Genomic DNA, 19,600 nt, shown 5'->3' on the forward strand with positions numbered 1-19,600 from the left:
ATTATTAACAGATCAGTCGATTATTTCCCGAACTCTACGTTCTTATCAGAATCTTTTTGAATCTACTCTGCAAAAGGCTATCCCCGAATGCATAGTACATTGCCAAAATGAGCCTCGAGTTAGTAATCTTTCTGCGATAGCCTTCCCTGGGTTAGAGGGAGAAGTCATGCAGATAGCTTTGGATCTTGCGGGGGTAGCTTGTGGCTATGGTTCTGCTTGTTCTTCTGGGGCAACCACTGCCTTTAAGTCTCTGACTGCTATGAAAGTTTCTCAAGAACTTTCCACAGCGACTCTGCGCTTTTCTTTTAGTTATTTGTTATCGGAAAAAGAGGTTCTTACAGCAGCACAAAGAGTTATTCATGTCGTGCGGCATTTAAAACAGTATATCTAATCCTTATAAAGTATCTTTGATGGCAATAGTTTTAATTCCATATAAGGAGATTTCTTTTACTTCTAGTAAGAGTCCGTTAATGATAATAGAGGCGCCTACTTCTGGAGGTGTGTCGAGTAATTTCAACATGAGCTGAGCAATTGTTTTGCATTCGTTATCTGTAAAAGAAATACTAAGCTCATTTTCTATTTCAGATAATGGAGTGTTCCCTGAAAAAGTTCGTTCGATTAAAGAGGTTGTTTTGGGTTTTAGTTGAGCGATATTTCTTGTATTGAACAATGTTTTAAATACAGTATGTAGTCCTAAAGCCCCCATAGGCTCTCCATTATCATTTAGGACTATAGCAACATTGGAGCTATTTTTTCGAAATTCTTGAATTACATGAATAAGTTTAGATTTCGCTGTCACAAACCACGGAGAGCTGAGATAAGTAGCAACAGGGTCATTTGGGTTTCTATTAATAAGGTTTTTTGGGAAAGCAATTCCCACAACATTCTTTTTAACTTTGTGGTAAATAGGGACAAAATCTACTCGATGGCGACGTATTAACTTACAAAAATCTTGTACAGAGGCATTTGCTGAAAGCATAGGGATCTGGTCCAAACTTTGACAGACTTGCTCTACAGAAGTCGCACTTAAAGAAAAGATATTCGTAGCAATAACGTTAAAATCTTGTTCTTCATGATGAGTTTCCAGTGTTTTTTGAAGCTCATCTCGACTAAGCGTTGAGTGTAGTGTCTCTTTTTTAATATTTAGAATGAAGTAGATGATATTTGTGATACCGCCAACACATTGAATCAGCGGGTAAAACAGATAATGGGCACAATAAAGGATAGGAGCTCCTTTCAGGGCTATCTTTTCTGGGATTTTGCGAGAAATAGCTAAAGGAAGTAATTCTGCAAAAATAACGACCAAAAAAATTTGCGTTATAGGAGCATATTCTGGGGGTATGCCGATAAGTTTATAGCATGTCCTAGATGATTCAGACCCTATTTGTAAAGCAATGTTCACTCCCAACATTACTGTACCAAATAGACGATAGGGTCTTCTGATAAGGAAATTGATATAAGAGGCTTTTTTGTTGTTTTTGGTGAGGTAATATTGTAGGCGCACACGATTAAATGACACGCAAGCCATTTCCATCATTGAAAAGAACCCTTGGATGAAAATGCAAAGGAGGTTAACTCCGAGCCAGAAAAAAAATGAGTCAGTTCCCATGGGTTTTCCTTATATACACCCGCTTTACACAATTAGGAGCGGCATCCAATACTTGAAACACAAATTGTCCCCAGGCAAACTTTGTTCCAGTTTCTGGAATTTCTCCTAACTGCTCTGTAAGCCAACCACCGATTGTAACACAATTAGTGGAAGTCGGAAGATCAACTCCAAAAAGATCATAAAAATCAGAAAGTTCAAAGGTACCGGCTGCAATGGCAATATTTCTATCTGAGTGAGCAAACTGTTTAGAAGCAAGGCGATTATGCGAAACTTCATTAGAAACAATTTCAAATAGGTCATTTTGAGTGATTAAGCCTTCTATAGACCCATATTCATCAATAATTATACCCAACCCGCTGTCTTCTCGAGCTAGATGATACAGGGCTGTCTTAGCGGAGACAGTTTCAGGAATGTAATGGGGTTTTTTAAGTAAGGGAAGAAGCTCTTCAGGGGATTGTAATTGCTCTTTGTGTAGAATTAAAGATTTTGCTGAACAGACCCCCAAAAGGTTCTGTAATCCATCTTTACAAACGAGAATTCTAGAATAGCGTTGTCCAGAAAATAATCGGTAAAGGTTTTCGATAGGAGTAAGAATGTCATAGAAAATGATTTCTTGTTTGGGCTTCATTCTTTCCTTAATGCTTCCTTCTTCCATAGAAAGATATCCAAACAAGAGGCGACTTTCTTCGTGATTGACGACTCCAAAGTCTTTGCAACTTCGAAGAACTTCTTTTAATTCTTGAGGTTGAATAAAATCGGTTTCTTGATGGACTAACACCTTTTGGATGATAAAATTAATGCTTGAGATGGCCCAGTCAAATATAGGACGAAAACTTTTTGTTGATACAAAAATAATAGGGGTGACAAGCCGAGCTATCCGTACGTTATAAGGGATAGCAATCACTTTAGGAACAATTTCACCTAAAATTAGCGTTAAGGCTAAAGGAATCCCTACAGTAAGTAAAAAAGATGCAGAATCCCCGACTAATGTTGCTATACAATTTTGTACTCCAATATTAATCCCTATATCAAAAAAAACTAGCGTTATGAGTAAGTGATTGGGATATGCCATTAGGTTGGCTATTTGCTGGAGGCGTTTGTTTTTTGAGTGGCTATAATGAGCAATTAGAGAAGAAGGGAGAGAAAATAGTGCTATGTGCGATAGAGATATAAATCCTGAGCACAAGACAAAAAATGCAGTTAGAACAACAATTGCTGAAGAAAACATTCGATTTTGATTATTGTGGGCGGACCCAGATTATTCTGGTTATGTATAAAAAATGCTAGAAGAAATCTACTTTTTCTCTAAGGGCTGAGACAGTTTAATTGGTTTTAAGTCGTTATAGAAAACTCAAAAGAGCACTTTATTCAGCAGGTTTATTAGATCGAGACTCATCTATTTTTAAGGAGTAATAGCCATGGAAGAAGATAGTATTTTACAATTAGCTGCAGTTTCGCGAGCAATGGCTTTACAAGGAGTTTGTCCATGGACAAATTTGCAGAGCATTGATTCCATGCTGCAGTATATAGCGGGAGAGTGTCAAGAATTAGCAGATGCCGTGCAAGGTAATAAGGCTGCTCTCGAAATTGCATCAGAGGCAGGAGACGTTCTCACCTTAGTATTAACTTTATGTTTCTTACTCGAGAGAGAAGGAAAACTCAAGGCTGAAGAGGTTTTTACTGAGGCGATAGCAAAGCTACGTCGTCGGTCTCCTCATGTTTTTGATCCCAATAATCAAATTTCTTTAGAAGAAGCAGAGGAATGTTGGTCTCGCGTGAAAGAACAAGAAAAAATTTCTTAAAAATAGGGAAGAAAGTTGAGGGAAAACTCTATTTATGGTACCAAAGACCCCGTAAGCCGGGGACCTCTTAAGATGAGAGACTTCTGAACCGGGTCAGGATCGGAAGGTAGCAGCCCTAAGGATAGGCCTTTTGTGCTAGGAGCTTTCTCTGGCTTACTTTTTGTTCACTATCTATGTTACTCAATTGCTCAGCTTCTTTTTCTCATAAAGATAGCAGGATCAGTTGGCAGCTGTTGAAAAGAATATGTAAGGTTATAGGAGCAGCTATGTGCCTCATCTTCTCGTAAACAAATCCCGCACATAATGAAAATACAAATAGTGTTGGAACAAAAATCAAGCTTCCCAAAGAGGCTTCTATGTGCGTGATTGCAAAAATAAGGGAGCTAATTACAATGGCTTGCCATCTAGAGAATTTACTTTTGAAAAAAGTTTGGAGAATTCCTCTAAAAAAGATTTCTTCTGCGATGGGAATGAACATAGCCACACAGAGGATATACAAATAGTCTGGTCTAGTTAACAGCTGTTCCCGAATTTCTTCTGTAATGATCTGTTCTTGAAAAAACAATCCTGGTAGGACAAGGGGCCAAATGAATTGTAATAATCGTGCCAATATCTGCGTGATTGTGATTGTGATGACCCATATGCGGATCCCTGCCCCTATAGCTAATAGTAGAGGAGTTGAACTAGAAGTTTCTCCTGCGTGCAAAATTGATTGAGTTATGTAAGTTGGTAATCCTAACAGGAGAAAAAGAAAAGCACTGAAGACAAAAATACCATGAAAAGCTACTCCGGAGATGGAAGAAAGAGGCTCCCAGTTTGGCAGCGCAGCCGGTAAAAAAAACAGAATAACTCCTAAGCAAACCAGATTAAAAGGTAGCCTAACAAGTCTTCCTGGATTCGGCCATGTAAAAAAACCTTTCGATAGAAGAGACGAGAGTCCGACGAAAGCTATTGAGAGTCCTAAATTTATCATACTCAAGAGTAGTTTGCGCAAACATACCCTTCTACGCGAGCAACAATCTCTCTAAACAACCTGTGGTGCATAAGACCCATTGGAGTCGAATCGAAATTCTTAGAACGCCATCCATAGCGATGATAGTCATTGCTGCCAGAGGCAAGAGGTTGATTTGCATCCAAAATTTCTTGATATATCATAGAAATTTTGTTGTGACGAATATCAAACACTCGCACACGAACAGATGCTGAAATAGAAGGGTTTAAAGCATCTTCCACAGTCTTTTGCTCTAATATTTCAGTAGCTACTACAAATTCAGCAGGCAACAATTGAACTGCTAATTCAGGGGAAATATTTGGAGTGGGAGAGAAAAACTGTGCGGCAACACCTGCTGATGCATGATGCTTGATGAGCAGCAATTTGTCAGATGAATGCAGGCGCTTACTAATTTCTTCTGAAAATTCAGCTTGCAAATTCCAAGGAAGGATTTCTGCAGACTTCTCTGTACGATAGAGAACAGGAAGCATAGCCACAACTCCCCGCGCTTTGCTCCCTCTGGTGTACAGCTTAGCATGATAGCTACCAGAGGGTGATACAGAACAACCAGAAAAAATATTTGCTGTTAAGAGCGAAAGACCAACAAAAGCTAGTAACCGGGATTTTTGCATAGCGTAACTCAGTGAAAAATTTGACTCAATTTTGTATCTCCAGCGATACTTAGGTAAGTTGCGCAAAAGATCAAAGGAGCTTATGTGTTAAAGGGAACTCTACCACGGGCATTTTCAAAAAGCAACTAATATAGACAATAGAAGGTATAAGAATTTGTTTTTGTGAGATTGTCGACAAAAGTTTTTTGATAAGGCTGCTTTGGGAAAAATTTTTTGAAATTGTTGAGAAAAAACAATGATTCGTTGTGAACTATCTAGGATTCTCCTGTCTTTCCCGCAAGTTGGGCTTCAGTTATCTTGGTATGGGGTCCTCTTCTCTTTAGGAATTTTTTTTTCATCTCTTGCAGGGATTAAACTTGCAACGACTCTTTGTAAGAACGAAAAAGTTCAAAAAGAGTTGAGAATAAGCTTAGAAAATTTTGCTTTAGGGGCTCTTTTAGCTATAGTTGTAGGGGCTCGAGTATTTTACGTTCTCTTCTATGGAGGGGATTTTTATTTTGAAAACCCTTCAGAAATTTTGAAGATATGGAAAGGAGGTCTTTCTAGCCACGGTGCTATAGCTGCTGTGATCATTTGGTCAGCAGTCTTCTCTCGACAGCATATTCGGCGACTCCCGATGCTTTCTGTAATCTATATCTGTGATCTTTGTGGTGCAGTTTTTGGTTGCGCAGCTTTATTCATCCGTATAGGTAATTTCATGAATCAAGAGATTCTGGGAACGCCAACGTCTATGCCATGGGGGGTCATTTTTGCTAATAGTAGCAGTCAGATTTCAAGACATCCTGTTCAGCTTTATGAAGGCTTTAGCTATTTTCTATTATCATGTATTTTATACAGACTTTGTTATCGACGGATTATTCGCTTAGGTTCGGGTTATAGTGCGGCAGGAGCTTTGATTGGAGTAGCCTGCATTCGTTTTCTTGCTGAATTTTTTAAAATGCATCAAGGAGCTTGGCTCAGCGAGGGGGGTATATTAACTATTGGACAATGGTTATCTATCCCTTTGTTGTTTTTAGGAGCAGGAATTATCTGGTTTGCTAGCAAAAAACGCAGCTTATAGCTTTTTCAAACATTGGAAGATTCTGACTCAGGAAAAAGATCCCATTAAAAATTTCATAAAGGATGGAAAAGAAGAGATTTTCCAAGTGCATGGAAAAGAAACCCTCTATAAAATGGCGCTAAGTTACATAGTACGGGCACTGTTGAAGAAGATAGGACAGAATCGATAGTAGAAGGTATACCTTAACAGTGATCGGAAAGACTGTGTCTTTCTGAAAAATTTTTTGATTAGGGAATTAAAGCAACTGTAGTAAGGACGAGGCTTCCACCCCCGTTAAGGGGAGATCTCACCTCGAATAAGCATGAATAAGCGAACGTTATTATTTGTTTCTTTAGTAAGTATAGCATTTCTAGGGTGTCAAATTTTCTTTGGGTATCGAGACTTCAAATCATGCCAGGATTTGGCCAAAAAACAGCGAGTTATTTCTGAACAAATATTAGCTTCAACAGAGCAATTAAGCGTAGTCCCCTGGACAGCCTCTCCGGAAGATAAAGAGTCAACGAATCAGTATGCTGTTTGTTTGGGAAATCGCCTATTTCTTTTAACGAAAGGAGGCGCACATCCCACAGTTTATTCTAAAGGCTCTTCTTGGAATTTGATAGAACAAACAAGTACTTTTGGAGGGATTCTTGTCTCCTTGTATGGAGAAACAGGCAAGGAAGTCCCATCGAAGGGAGGTTCTGTATATCTTCCCAATCAAAAAGACTCTTTCCCAGTTGTTGTAGCGGAGTTTCGGAGAAACCAAGAACCTCTCGTTTTCCTAGGGGAATATAAAGATGGGAAAATTTCGAATAAGACTGCAACTATTTACGGGACCTCATTAGTTTTTCTAAACACAGGAAATGAGTTTGTGCCTCTGGGTATCTATAACTCTAAGGAAGAATGTGTGGAGTCTTTAGACCTTCCTATGGCTCGAGCTGTTGTCTTTGCTGACAAAGAAATCCCTTCAGCATCTGGGGGCTATTACGTTCTTTCTAATGAATATATGCAGCTTGTGGTTTCACAAGAGAGCGGATCCATTGAAGGAATTAATCTGCCCTTTGCTTCTGATAGAGAAGGAAGTAAAAGTATTGTTAATGAGATTGGTTTTGATAAAGAGATAGCAGTTAGTGCTCCATCGGAAGCTTCTTTCCCTGGAGTTGAGTCGGTTGATTTTCTACGGCAAAGTGTGCCGAATGTTGTTGGTGGGTATTATCCTTTGCTTAGACGAGGACCGTTATCTGATGCCCGTAAAACTATTCCTTCAAAATATCAAGCTTTAAATATTGTTTCTGGAAGAGAGTTATCTTCTCCTGTTGCAACAGGTTTTCGTGTTATTTCTTTTGATAATAAAACCTTAGTTTTAGAGAGCGGAGATGGAAGAATTCGGAAAACTTACGTTCTGGGTGAACAGCCTTATGCTTTTGAATTAGAAGTTCAAACTACTAGAGAACAAGAAGACTTATGGATAACTTCAGGGATCCCTGAAGTAGAAATCATGTCCAATGCTTTCGTTCCAGCTATTAAGTATTACGCTGTGAAAAAAAATAAGAGCGATTTAATCAACGTCAAGTTACCTAAAGCGAAAAATACTTTACTCATGCGTAATAATATTGCTCCTCAATGGATTTTGAATTCTAATGGGTATTTTGGGGTGATTTTAACTCCAAGAACTCCTATTCCTGCAGGTTACGCTTCCTCTTTTATCCCAGGAAATATAGTTCCTACACGACTTTCTCAACTTCCTCCTAAAGATCAGGCCTATCCTGCAGCCAAATACCCCGGCTATGTGGCAATGTTGCCTTTACCTAAAGAGGCTGGTCATTATCGATTTATGGTGTATGCAGGGCCTTTAGCTGAGCCTTCTTTGAAAGCTTTAGATAAAGCTTATATGAATTCTAAAGGAGAAACACCTGAATATGTTGATGCAATTGCTTTTAGAGGCTTCTTTAGTTTTATTACAGAGCCTTTTGCAGCTTTGTTATTCATTATCATGAAATTCTTTAAGTTTTTAACTGGCTCTTGGGGAATTTCAATTATTTTATTAACAATTGTGTTGAAGCTTTTGCTTTATCCCTTAAATGCATGGTCCATTCGATCTATGCGTCGCATGCAAAAATTATCTCCGTATATTCAAGATATTCAGCAGAAATATAAGCGTGAGCCTAAACGAGCTCAAATGGAAATTATGGCGTTGTATAAGCTGAATAAAGTGAATCCAATAACGGGGTGCTTACCTTTGCTTATTCAGTTGCCGTTTCTTATAGCTATGTTCGATTTATTGAAATCCTCTTTTTTATTAAGGGGAGCGAGCTTTATTCCTGGATGGATTGATAATTTAACTGCTCCGGATGTTCTTTTTTCTTGGCAGACACCGATATGGTTTATTGGAAACGAGTTTCACCTTCTTCCTATTCTATTGGGGATTGTGATGTTTATTCAGCAGAAAATTTCTGCTGCTAAAAGAAAAGGGCCTGTTTCGGATCAGCAGCGTCAACAAGAAGCTATGGGAACTATGATGGCGTTATTGTTTACATTTATGTTTTATAATTTCCCATCTGGGTTGAATATTTACTGGTTTTCTTCAATGTTGCTTGGTGTTATCCAACAGTGGGTAACAAACAAAATTTTGGATGAAAAACACTTAAAGCACGAAGTGATTGTTAATAAGAAGAGATAGAAAGATCTTTTGTTTAATTAGAATAATTTTTATCAAAAACTATTTAGTTGAGATAGTTTTATGCGAGCTTGGGAAGAATTCCTTTTGCTACAAGAAAAAGAGATTGGAGTGGACACAGTCAATAAATGGCTGAGGTCCTTGAAGGTCTTGTGCTTTGATGCATGTAACCTGTATTTGGAAGCAAAAGATTCTTTTCAAGTGACTTGGTTTGAAGAGCATATTCGCCATAAGGTCAAATCTAGCTTAATCAATAACAACGGAAAGCCTATTCGGGTTCGGATTACTTCTTTAGATAAATCTACGCCATTTAAGGAGGCTCAAATTCAACAAGAGAAAACTGCGTACTTTACTATGCAGTATGGGGATATTGACCCACAGATGTCTTTTGCGAATTTTCTTGTGACTCCAGAAAATGATTTACCTGTAAGGATTCTTCAAGAATTTGCTAAAGTGTCCGAGCTAGGAAAAGATTTTCCTTTTAATCCTATTTATCTCTTCGGTCCTGAAAGTTCTGGGAAAACACATCTTATGCAGGCCGCTGTTGGCGTTTTGCGTGAGTCTGGAGTAAAAACTTTATATGTCACCTCCGAATTATTTACAGAACATCTGGTGTCCGCTATTCGTTCTGGTGAAATGCAGCGTTTCCGGGCGTTTTATCGTAATGTTGAAGCTTTATTCATAGAGGATATAGAAGTTCTATCAGGTAAAGGGGCTACTCAAGAAGAGTTTTTCCACACATTCAACTCTTTGCACACCGAAGGGAAGTTGATAGTGATTTCTTCTACTTTTGCTCCGGGAGATTTGAAAGCCATGGAAGAGCGACTGATTAGTCGTTTTGAGTGGGGAATTGCAATCCCAGTCAGTCCTCTGACAAAAGAAGGTTTAAAAAGCTTTTTAGAAAGAAAAGTAGAAACCCTTAACATACGTATAGAAGAAACTGCTTTAGATTTTCTTATTCAAGCATTATCGTCCCATGTAAAATCTTTGTTGCATGCATTAATAACTTTGGCTAAAAGAGTTTCTTATAAAAAATTGTCTCATCAAATGCTTTATCAAGGGGATATAGAAGCTTTATTGCATGACGTATTGCTTGCCGCAGAGAACATTCGATTGACTCCACAGAGTATTGTACAAGCCACTGCACAATATTACACAGTGTCTCCTGAAAGTATTTTAGGTCGTTCTCAGTCTCGAGAATATGTTTTGCCTAGGCAGGTTGCGATGTTTTTGTGTAGGCAAAAGCTATCTTTATCATACGTAAAGATCGGCGAAGTCTTCTCTAGAGATCATTCTACGGTTATTTCATCAATTCGAGCGGTTTCTCAGAAACTAGAAGAACCTGACAGAGAAAACGATGTTTCATGCGCGGTACAGGAATTGATGAAACAACTTTCCTCTGCTTATCAAAGTTTAGATTTTATAGTGGACTAATACACGAAAGGAGGCGATAACGAGCCTCCTTTCGAAAATATTGAAATCTTAAACCTCGGCAAAAGTGTCACTGTTAACAACAGTTGAGTCTTCGACAGAATCCGTGTTGCTAACAGGAGCTGGATTGCCCTCAGGAGCCGGATTATCATTGCTAGCAGGAGGAAGTTTGATTGAGGTGTGTAGCTTATATGCGAGTTGAAGCGTAAAAGCAACCGCAAACGTAGCCTGGATAGTTATAATAATAATTAGTGCAGCTCCAGGAGGGCAGGCCAGTGCTGCGGCGATAAACGAGACGATCGTAAGGATTAGTCCTAATTCAATAAACAAGTTTTTTGCGAAGTTAACTATTTTCTGAAGACATTGTGATCTTGTTGATTTTTTTAGATCTTCAGTAGAAGAACGCTCTGGCGATTCTACTTTCTGAGAGAACCTGTCCGAGATGGTAAATATATTCTTCTGCGGTAAAATACTCATAATAATGTCTCCTTCCCAAAAAAAGGCATACATTTTACGTAATTTTTTACCAAATAGCAAGCCTTTATGTGAGGCAGTCAACCTGAAAATAGAAAACTTTCTTTTAATGTTAATATTTCTTATTCAAAGGATAAATCAACTTTCCTTTACGTGAGAGACTTTATGCACTTCGACCGGACTAAGATCAATGTCGAGTCTATGAAGCAAGCTATCCTAGAAAGGATATATTGTGGAGTAGTTCAGACCCCTTTATCCGCATCAACTAGGGACATTTTTACTGCGGTTGCTAAAACTGTGTTAGAGTGGATGGCTAGGGGATGGTTAAAGACTCAAAGTAGCTACTATGACAATGACGTAAAGCGTATCTACTATATCTCTATGGAATTTCTGCTGGGAAGGAGTTTAAAAAATAATTTATTAAATTTAGGCCTTCTAGATTTAGTGAAGGAAGCCCTCTCGGATCTTGGGTATGATTTTGATCGGCTTGTTGAGATGGAGTACGATGCAGGGCTTGGAAATGGGGGATTAGGGCGATTGGCTGCTTGCTACCTTGATTCTATGGCCACTCTTGGTATTCCTGCTTATGGATATGGTCTTCGTTATGATTATGGCATTTTTGATCAGAAGATAGAGAATGGTTATCAAGTTGAATCTCCTGATGAGTGGTTGCGTTATGGTAATCCTTGGGAGATTTGTCGAGGAGAATATTTATACCCTGTACATTTTTATGGGAAAGTGAAGCATAGTGTTGATTCTAGGGGTAGGGATGTTGCAGAATTGGTTGATTCTCAAGAAGTTCTAGCTATGGCGTATGATGTTCCTGTTCCAGGGTTCAATAACGATACAGTGAATTCTTTACGCCTGTGGCAAGCACAGTCTCGTCATGGATTTGATTTTAGTTATTTCAATCACGGCAATTATATTCGTGCCATTGAAGATCTTGCATTAGCAAGCAACATTACTCGTGTACTTTATCCTAATGATGCTATCTCTGAAGGACAAGAATTACGTCTCAAACAGGAATATTTTCTTGTATCTGCTACTATACAAGATATCCTTCGTCGTTACACAAAAACGCATCTTTCTTTAGATAAATTACCAGAAAAAGTTTCTGTCCAACTTAACGACACTCATCCGGCTTTGGGAATTGCAGAAATGATGCACTTATTAGTCGATCGTGAAGAGTTAGATTGGGATGTTGCTTGGGACGCAACAACAAGAATATTTAATTACACTAACCACACAATTCTGCCTGAAGCTCTGGAGCGTTGGTCGTTAGATTTATTTTCTAAAGTGCTCCCTCGCCATTTAGAAATTATTTACGAAATTAATTCGCGCTGGTTAGCAAAAGTTTCTCAAAAATATCCAGAAGATAATGATAAGCGTCGAGCTCTTTCCATCATTGAAGAAGGGAGTTCTAAGTTCGTGAATATGGCTAATCTAGCTGTAGTTGGGACGAACAAAGTGAATGGTGTATCAACCTTCCATTCGCAACTTATCAAAAAGACTTTATTTAAAGAATTTGTCGAGTTTTTCCCAGATAAATTTATCAATGTTACCAATGGGATTACACCTAGACGTTGGTTAGCTCTTTCCAATGAAAGATTAAGTTCGTTGTTAAATCGTACAATAGGTACGGATTATCTAACGAATCTCATTCATATACAGAAAGTGATTCCTTTAGCTGAAGACAGTGGATTTAGGGAAGAGTGGAAGAAGATCAAAAATCAAAATAAAGAAGAACTGACGACACATATCCATAAAGAACTTGGAGTTTCTGTAGATCCATATTCTATTTTTGATTGTCACATTAAGCGGATACATGAGTATAAACGCCAACTCATGAATATTCTCCGTGTCATTTATTTTTATAATGAAATTCGGAATTGTTCTGTAAATATTGTTCCAACTACCGTCATTTTTGGAGGTAAAGCGGCTCCTGGTTATGCTATGGCAAAATTAATTATTAAATTAATTAATAATGTTGCACATATCATTAATAATGATCCCAAATCAAAAGATCTACTGAAAGTTGTTTTTTGGCATAACTATAGAGTGTCGTTAGCAGAAAAGATAATTCCTGCAACAGATTTATCTGAACAGATTTCAACAGCGGGAATGGAGGCTTCAGGTACAGGCAATATGAAATTTGCTCTAAACGGAGCTTTGACAATTGGTACTATGGATGGAGCCAATATTGAGATGGCTGAACATATAGGAAAAGAGCATATGTTTATTTTTGGCCTTCTAGAAGAAGAAATTTGTGCTCTTCGGAAAGAGTATTATCCGCAGGGGATATGTAATGCTAATCCTAAAATTCAAGAGGCATTAGATTTTCTTTTACATGCGAGACTTCCACATGAAGATAAAGACCTTTTTAAACCAATTGTTAATAGGCTTCTGAATGAAGGAGATCCTTTCTTTGTGTTAGCAGATTTGGAGTCCTATATCGATGCGCAGAACAATGTTGCGAACTTGTTTAAGCAGCCCGAGGAGTGGACTAAGAAATCTATTTACAATGTTGGAGGAATGGGATTTTTCTCAAGTGATCGATCCATTGCGGACTATACATCGAAGATTTGGAATGTCTCCTAACCTTTATTCTTGAAAGTAAGGAAGGAGACTTTCCTTTTAGTTAAGAAGCAAGACTGCCGGGGCTTCAAGAAGTTTTTGTAGTCGTTTCATGAACATTGCTGCAGGATACCCATCAATTACTCGGTGATCTACCGATAATGTTAACATGCAAGTCGATCCTACAGCAAGTTCTCCATTCAAGACTACCGGTTGTTCTTCTACACTTCCTACAGCAAGAATAGCTGCTTGAGGAGGATTAAGAATAGCCGTAAAGTCGGTGATTCCTGTCATTCCTAAGTTAGAAATACAGAAAGAGCCTCCTTTATATTCTTCTTCTTTGAGAGACTGTTGCCTTGCTCTTACTGCTAGATCTTTAATTTCCGAAGAAATTACGCCAACATTCTTTCTATCTGCACAACGGACAATAGGAGTAATGACTCCGTCGGGAATAGCTACAGCAATGGAGATATCAATAGTAGAAAAACGAATGATCGTATTGTCTACGCTATTGAATCCAGAATTAATTTCTGGAAATTCTTTTAAGGCTAGAGCACAAGCTCGTACAATGCAGTCATTGATCGAAAGTTTGATATTTTGTGCTTGAAGCTCATTTAGTAAAGCAAGTAGTGGAGTAGCATAAACTCGTTGCCTTATATAGAAATGAGGAATAAATGTTTTGGCCGCTTGCAAACGTTTAGATATCACTTCTCGAATAGGAGATAGAGGTTCTTCTTCATAAGAACCTGGATTGACATCCGGGGATTCAGGATAGCCAAAGCCCGCTATTCTTAAAGGAGGAGCTTTCTCTAGATCTTTTTTTATAATTCGCCCTCCAGGGCCACTGCCTACGACTCCAGAAAGATCTAAATTCTGTTCCTTGGCTAATTTTTTGGCTAAGGGAGAAGCTAATGTTTGATCCCCAGGGAATTTCATGATCAAAGGAGTTTTTAAAGGAGGTTCTGGTCGGAATCCCACAATAGACATGGAAGGACTAGCGCATGAAGGCTCTTTCGGGGAAGAATTTTTCGGTAAAACTTCTCCAGGAAGCTCATCAGTGATGGGGACTGCTTCTAAAGGTAAAAGGTGTTCCAAATCGTACTTTGCATTTTGTTCTGTTGAAAACACTGCTATAGGAGTGCCAATAGGAACTTTTGTTCCTTCTTTTATAAGAATTTCCAGCAACCAACCATCCTCAGATGCTGTATGTTCTAAAACAGCTTTATCGGTTGAGATTTCTAGCAATACGTCTCCGAAATGGACTTCATCTCCTTTATTTTTGTGCCATTTAACAAGGGTTCCTGTTTCCATTGTAGGAGACAGCTTAGGCATTTTTAACAAAGAAACCACAAACATTACCTCATAATTTTTTCAATGGCATCCAGGATGCGGTTAATATTTGGAAGAGTTGCCATCTCTAAAGTTTTATTGTATGGCATAGGTGTTTCTTTTTGACAGATTCGTAGAGGGGGAGTGTCTAGATAATCAAAAATATGTTCTGTAATGGTTGCAATGATTTCTGCAGATACTCCGCAAAAGTAATGACCCTCTTCTACAACAAGACATTTCCCTGTTTTTTTGACTGAATGTAGTACAGCCGCAGTGTCTAGGGGCTTAATTGTTCGCAAATCCAAGATTTCTATGGAAAGTCCCCATCGTTGTTTTGCTATTTTAGCTGCTTGCTCAACGATAGCAACCATACGGCTATATGCAATAATAGTTAAGTCGTTTCCTTCCTGTACAATACGAGCTTTCCCGATAGGAGTAAGATATTCTTCTGCAGGAAGCTCTCCTTTAAGATTATAATCTAACTCATTTTCTAAAAACAGGACTGGATTGTTATTTCGAATTGCAGATTTAAGAAGGCCTTTTGCATCTGCAGGGGTCGCTGGAGCTATGACAATCAAGCCTGGAATATTGGCGTAAAGAGCTTCAACACAATGAGAATGCTGACAAGAGACCTGAGCAGCAGCTCCATTAGCTCCCCTGAAAACAATAGGGACAGAAAATTTTCCGCCAGTCATATAATGCATCTTTGCTGCATGAGAGATGATTTGATCCGCAGCGACCAAAGAAAAGTTCCAACTCATAAACTCAATAATAGGGCGTAGCCCTGTTAATGCTGCGCCGATGCCAATACCCGAGAATGCAGCTTCACTAATAGGAGTGTCAATAACTCGAGTTGGTCCCCACTTATCTAAAAGATTTTTTGTGACTTTATAAGCACCATTGTATTCAGCAACTTCCTCTCCCAAGATACAAACATTAGAATCTCGAGTCATTTCTTCATCAATAGCTTGTCTGATAGCTTCTCGAATTTCGAGTGTAACGAATTTAGGCATAGACCCCCTCTTCTAAAGTAGCAACAGCAGGTTCAGGATCAAGACGAGCCTGTGAAAATGCTTCTAGGACTGCTGTTTTACTTACTTGTCGTAAGTTTTTAAAATCATCTTCGGATAAAACGTTGGCACGGACCAGCCACTCTTTAGCAAAAAGGATAGGGTCTCGCTTTAATAAACAGCGCATTTCTTCTTTAGAGCGATATAGATTTGGATCAGAAATAGAATGCCCTCTAAAACGAGAACACAAAGCTTCCACAATGAGAGGAGAGCCTGTTTGTTGTATATGCTTATAGGCTTCTCTGAAGCCTATAAGCGAATTAAACAGATCAAACCCATTCAAGGTAACGGAAGATAATCCGTATGAAATAGCTTGTGACTCTGCTATAGGCTGTTTAGCAATTGCTCTATGCAAAGCAGTTCCCATTCCCCAACCATTGTTTTCAATGATTAGCATTAAAGGTAGAGAGTGGAGAGCTGCAAAATTTAACGTTTCGTGAAAAACGCCTTGAGCAACAGCCCCATCGCCAATAAAACACAATGAAAGCGACGGAATGTTCTGGTATTTCATAGAAAAAGCGGCACCTGCAGCCAAGGGGATTTGGCCCCCCACTATGCCAAATCCTCCAGGGAAACGTTCACCGCACATATGCATAGATCCGCCTCTTCCCAAAGCACATCCAGTTTCTTTTCCCAATAATTCTGCAGCCAGTTGATGCAAAGGAATATCTAGTAGAAGAGCGACTCCATGACAGCGATAAGAAGAAAAGAACCAGTGATTTTTTCCTGTGCAAGCAATTGCCGCTGTAGCAACTGCTTCTTGGCCAATATAGGAGTGGTAAAATCCTCCAACAAGACCTTCTAAATAGGCTTCTTCTCCGCGAATTTCAAATTCACGAATAAGAAGCATTTTTTCTAAAAGATTAATACAGAAATCGGTGCCGAAGTCTTCAATAACCTGGGAAACCTGGGCTTCTGTAATTTCCTCAGAAGCTATGTTGTAGGTCAGGGGACTCATAGATTCTCTTAGATAAGGTGATTCCTAAAAATTTTCAGAATATCTTAATTATATTTACAGTGTTCTTAAGTAAATCGTTCTTGAAATACTCTATATGCGAGGTTTTGGTCTTCACGCAACTTATGCTACACAAAACAATTTTTCGGCACTACCTAGAAAAATCAAAGAACACCAATATTATTTTTGATTTTAAAAATTCATTTTTTACTTCAGATCGAATTGTTAAGTCTTTTTTAAGATTTTCGGCTGTTGTGTTTTAACAGGTAAAAAAATACAATGCCTGTTCAAAAATTTTGTTTGCGTGGAGTTTAGTGTGCGTTCTTTTAATTCCTTCTTTGGTCTTCTCTCTCAGAGGATTCCTAGCGTGGGGGCCTCATCTTGGATAGCTGGAGAAAATGGACAATCTTCATTAGAGGACAGAGATCAGGATACAGAAGCAAGATTGGAAAAAAAATTGTCAGCAATTTGTAGAAGGACCGGTTGTTTTTGTCAAAAACAGATAGAAAATTTTGCACACGCACAACTTTTGAAGCATACTGGGATCTTTCCTTGTTCTGAAGAAGAATTGAAGGATATTTACGAGCTGTTTTCTTCTTTAGAATCTTTTAGGCAACAATTGGCTCAGTTATTCTTTTATACTCCTCCTTTAAATCAGGAATGGGAAGATTTCTTAAAAGTTTTCTTTTTTTTTGAAAAAAGAGAATTAGGGGGTATTCTAGTTTCTGCTGGGCCTTTTGAGGCCTTTGATAAATATTTATACCAAGTGAATAAAGCGCGCACAGTTCCCGTGTTAATGGCTACAACGGTTCCTTATGCCTTACAAGCCTATTATTCGTACACCAATAGAACTCCTTTTCAAGAGAAAGAAGATTTTTTCCGGTTAGGAGAAGAAGTAGGAGCTTTTCTTCAAGAAAGGAAAGTTTCTATAACTCTCATGTATAAAGAAATTTTAGATTTAGATGCCAAAGAATATGCTGAAATGTGTCAAGGTCTTCGACACTCTAGGATCGTTCAAGGAAAAGTTTTTCATTCTTTTGCTCAAGGGAAGGATAAGTTTAATCCTATATCTGTCAATTATGATCTTATGGGGACTATTGCTGCGTTATCAGCAAACATAGACCAATCATGCTTATGTTTTTGCGGGAGCCATATTTTTAATAATTGTGAAATGGCCATTAAAACTTTACATAAAGGAGGAGACGTTTTTACGTTCTCCTCATTGGCGGAGTTTCAATTCGGTGAGAAACAGTTATTGCATTTAGTTTCTACGGGAAGGGTATGCCCGGAAATTATCCGTAAAAAACTGATCAAAGTTTTATTATTAAAAAAGAGAAACTGCTTATAACCCGTTACGCAATTCACTTTGTCTTTAACAGTTTCTTTGTATTTACTAGATTAGTGTTGCTCTGAGAGAGCCTCTAGTTTTTGAACAAGCTTTTCCAACGATGCAACACGTTCTTCAAGGCGAGGAAGATTTCGAATCTTAGCTACTTGACGATGAATTTCTTGGTATGGGCGAGCAGGAGCTCCTCCATAGATTCCAGGAGAGGTGATAGATTTAGTAACACCAGTTTGTGCCATCATAATGACATGATCTGTAATGCAAATATGTCCTGTGATACCTGCTTGTCCGCCAATAATCACATGGTTTCCAATTTTAGTCGAACCAGCAATTCCTGCTTGAGCTACGACCATACTATGTTGACCGATTTCAACCTGATGCGCAATTTGTACAAGATTGTCAATTTTTGAACCTTCACGTATGATACTGTGTCTAAATCTCCCTCGATCAATGGTTGTGTTAGCGCCAATCTCAACATCATCTTCAATAATTACTTGCCCTAAGTGTTTTAAGTGTTTATGTTGTCCAAAAGCACTCGTGACATAACCAAAACCACAGGAGCCTATGACAGCTCCTGGTTGGATAATTACTCGTTTCCCTATAGAAACTCGTTCTCTAATAACAACCCGAGGGTAAATATGGGAATGCTCTTTGATTGTTGAATAAGCTCCAATAAAGCTTCCAGATCCTATATGACAAGATGCTCCAATATGAGCATGCTGACAAATAACAGCATAAGGCTCGATACACACATGCTCTTCAATAATTGCTGTAGGATGAATAATTGCTGTAGGATGAATGCCTGAGAAACCAGTCTCTACAGGAGACATGAACAGCTCTAAACATTTTTGAAAAACTAGAGAAGGAGATTCTGAAACTACAATGAAATTCTTGTTCAATTCTCGATGTTTTTGAAACTGTGTTCGAGAAAGAATAATAGCCCCAGCTTCTGATGTTTTTAAATGTTTAGCATATCGTTCATTATCCAAAAAAGTAATATGTGCCGACTTTGCTTCCCCAATCTCTTCAACTCCGGAAAGAAGAGTGGCTCCATTTCCTTGAAACTCAACTTTTAAAAAATCAGCTACTTGCTCAAGAGAATAAACGGGTTGAGACATACGGCACTCCTAGACTAGCTTCGCATGTTAATTATTTTGAAAAGAATCATCAAGAATTTTAATAACAGCATCTGTTTTATCTGCCGAAGCATCGATAGATAAGATAATGTCTTCATTGAAAAGAGCTACAAGCTTTTCTTGAACTCTAACAATTTCAGACGCCTTTTTTACTTCGTCCATAATCTTCTGCATACGTTTGAGATTGCTTTGATTCAATATTTGATAATATTGCCCTTGGGCTGTATTGTATTCTGCAGACAGCTCTTCAAACTTTTTTCTTAATTCCGTAGCAGCAGATTCGGAAAGACCTTCCATGTAATCATCGTCTTGAAGCTTCGAATAGATAGAAGAGAGTTCTTCTTCCATTTTTGCCATGCTGTTGGAGAATTGGGTTTTCATTTTTTCAAATTCAGCAGATTCTTTTTTACCAAGAGCGGATTCTTCTAGACAGCGACGCAGATTAACAATTCCTATCGCATGTGTAGAAGTTGCTGCTAATGCGGACGAAGAAGCAAAAGATAGTAAACCAAATAACAAAAGCTTTTTCATAATTC

Annotated in this window: 16 protein-coding genes, 1 other RNA gene and 1 pseudogene; 8 read left to right on the forward strand and 10 right to left on the reverse strand. The window is 38.4% G+C overall.

Annotated features, from left to right (window positions below; translation table 11 throughout):
• Positions 1-391 (forward strand): annotated as a pseudogene (locus IJ490_RS04410) (cysteine desulfurase); the annotation flags it as partial.
• A 3-nt stretch (positions 392-394) separates the two neighbouring features.
• Here IJ490_RS04410 and IJ490_RS04415 read toward each other — a convergent pair.
• Together IJ490_RS04415 and IJ490_RS04420 are read right to left on the reverse strand one after the other, a co-directional pair.
• The gene (locus IJ490_RS04415; protein ID WP_291894764.1) at positions 395-1,609 is read right to left on the reverse strand and encodes a hemolysin family protein; all 1,215 of its coding nucleotides are present in this window, start codon (positions 1,607-1,609) and stop codon (positions 395-397) included.
• On the reverse strand, positions 1,599-2,837 hold the full coding sequence (locus tag IJ490_RS04420) for a hemolysin family protein (RefSeq protein WP_291894766.1): 1,239 nt from the start codon (positions 2,835-2,837) through the stop codon (positions 1,599-1,601). The genes IJ490_RS04415 and IJ490_RS04420 overlap by 11 nt, the downstream gene beginning before the upstream one ends.
• Positions 2,838-3,027: 190 nt before the next feature.
• Between IJ490_RS04420 and IJ490_RS04425 the strand changes: the two genes are divergently transcribed.
• Positions 3,028-3,411, forward strand: a complete 384-nt coding sequence (locus tag IJ490_RS04425) for a MazG nucleotide pyrophosphohydrolase domain-containing protein (RefSeq protein ID WP_291894769.1) — start codon at positions 3,028-3,030, stop codon at positions 3,409-3,411.
• A 55-nt stretch (positions 3,412-3,466) separates the two neighbouring features.
• Positions 3,467-3,566: signal recognition particle sRNA small type (gene ffs / locus IJ490_RS04430), an RNA gene on the forward strand.
• A 47-nt stretch (positions 3,567-3,613) separates the two neighbouring features.
• Here the strand turns inward: ffs and IJ490_RS04435 are convergent.
• Both IJ490_RS04435 and IJ490_RS04440 read right to left on the reverse strand, forming a co-directional pair.
• Positions 3,614-4,384 carry a type II CAAX endopeptidase family protein gene (locus IJ490_RS04435; RefSeq protein WP_291894842.1) on the reverse strand — a complete coding sequence of 257 codons (771 nt, stop codon included), beginning with the start codon at positions 4,382-4,384 and terminating at the stop codon, positions 3,614-3,616.
• Between the two features lie 2 nt (positions 4,385-4,386).
• Positions 4,387-5,034 carry a CT253 family lipoprotein gene (locus IJ490_RS04440; RefSeq protein ID WP_291894771.1) on the reverse strand — a complete coding sequence of 216 codons (648 nt, stop codon included), beginning with the start codon at positions 5,032-5,034 and terminating at the stop codon, positions 4,387-4,389.
• Between the two features lie 235 nt (positions 5,035-5,269).
• Here IJ490_RS04440 and IJ490_RS04445 point away from each other — a divergent pair, with 235 nt between their 5' ends.
• The 3 genes from IJ490_RS04445 to dnaA all read left to right on the forward strand — a co-directional run bounded on the left by IJ490_RS04445 (position 5,270) and on the right by dnaA (position 10,184).
• Positions 5,270-6,094 (forward strand): prolipoprotein diacylglyceryl transferase, encoded by an 825-nt coding sequence (locus tag IJ490_RS04445; protein ID WP_291894774.1) that lies wholly within the window; start codon positions 5,270-5,272, stop codon positions 6,092-6,094.
• 295 nt (positions 6,095-6,389) lie between these two features.
• The gene (gene yidC, locus IJ490_RS04450; RefSeq protein WP_291894846.1) at positions 6,390-8,753 is read left to right on the forward strand and encodes a membrane protein insertase YidC; all 2,364 of its coding nucleotides are present in this window, start codon (positions 6,390-6,392) and stop codon (positions 8,751-8,753) included.
• Between the two features lie 60 nt (positions 8,754-8,813).
• Complete coding sequence (gene dnaA / locus IJ490_RS04455) at positions 8,814-10,184, forward strand: chromosomal replication initiator protein DnaA (protein ID WP_291894777.1); 1,371 nt, start codon at positions 8,814-8,816, stop codon at positions 10,182-10,184.
• A gap of 48 nt (positions 10,185-10,232) precedes the next feature.
• Here the strand turns inward: dnaA and IJ490_RS04460 are convergent, their stop codons facing one another.
• Positions 10,233-10,658 carry a hypothetical protein gene (locus IJ490_RS04460; protein ID WP_291894782.1) on the reverse strand — a complete coding sequence of 142 codons (426 nt, stop codon included), beginning with the start codon at positions 10,656-10,658 and terminating at the stop codon, positions 10,233-10,235.
• Positions 10,659-10,820: 162 nt separating this feature from the next.
• Here IJ490_RS04460 and IJ490_RS04465 point away from each other — a divergent pair, with 162 nt between their 5' ends.
• The gene (locus IJ490_RS04465; protein WP_291894785.1) at positions 10,821-13,253 is read left to right on the forward strand and encodes a glycogen/starch/alpha-glucan phosphorylase; all 2,433 of its coding nucleotides are present in this window, start codon (positions 10,821-10,823) and stop codon (positions 13,251-13,253) included.
• Positions 13,254-13,289: 36 nt separating this feature from the next.
• Here the strand turns inward: IJ490_RS04465 and IJ490_RS04470 are convergent, their stop codons facing one another.
• The 3 genes from IJ490_RS04470 to pdhA are packed head-to-tail and all read right to left on the reverse strand — an operon-like array spanning position 13,290 to position 16,586.
• Complete coding sequence (locus tag IJ490_RS04470) at positions 13,290-14,579, reverse strand: pyruvate dehydrogenase complex dihydrolipoamide acetyltransferase (RefSeq protein ID WP_291894788.1); 1,290 nt, start codon at positions 14,577-14,579, stop codon at positions 13,290-13,292.
• Between the two features lie 5 nt (positions 14,580-14,584).
• A complete protein-coding gene (locus IJ490_RS04475) occupies positions 14,585-15,571 on the reverse strand; it encodes an alpha-ketoacid dehydrogenase subunit beta (RefSeq protein WP_291894791.1) in 987 nt (328 codons plus the stop codon).
• Positions 15,564-16,586, reverse strand: a complete 1,023-nt coding sequence (gene pdhA, locus IJ490_RS04480; RefSeq protein ID WP_291894794.1) for a pyruvate dehydrogenase (acetyl-transferring) E1 component subunit alpha — start codon at positions 16,584-16,586, stop codon at positions 15,564-15,566. Before pdhA ends, IJ490_RS04475 begins: the two co-directional genes overlap by 8 nt.
• A 271-nt stretch (positions 16,587-16,857) precedes the next feature.
• On the opposite strand from pdhA, the gene IJ490_RS04485 reads away from it, so the two are divergent.
• Complete coding sequence (locus IJ490_RS04485) at positions 16,858-17,931, forward strand: hypothetical protein (protein WP_291894849.1); 1,074 nt, start codon at positions 16,858-16,860, stop codon at positions 17,929-17,931.
• A gap of 50 nt (positions 17,932-17,981) precedes the next feature.
• On the opposite strand, the gene lpxD is transcribed toward IJ490_RS04485, so the two are convergent.
• On the reverse strand, positions 17,982-19,046 hold the full coding sequence (gene lpxD, locus IJ490_RS04490; protein WP_291894796.1) for a UDP-3-O-(3-hydroxymyristoyl)glucosamine N-acyltransferase: 1,065 nt from the start codon (positions 19,044-19,046) through the stop codon (positions 17,982-17,984).
• A 27-nt stretch (positions 19,047-19,073) separates the two neighbouring features.
• On the reverse strand, positions 19,074-19,595 hold the full coding sequence (locus IJ490_RS04495; RefSeq protein WP_291894799.1) for an OmpH family outer membrane protein: 522 nt from the start codon (positions 19,593-19,595) through the stop codon (positions 19,074-19,076).
• Between the last annotated feature and the right edge of the window lie 5 nt (positions 19,596-19,600).

Origin of the sequence: Chlamydia sp. (assembly GCF_017472245.1) — a bacterium.
In the GTDB taxonomy this organism is placed as follows: Bacteria; Chlamydiota; Chlamydiia; order Chlamydiales; family Chlamydiaceae; genus Chlamydia.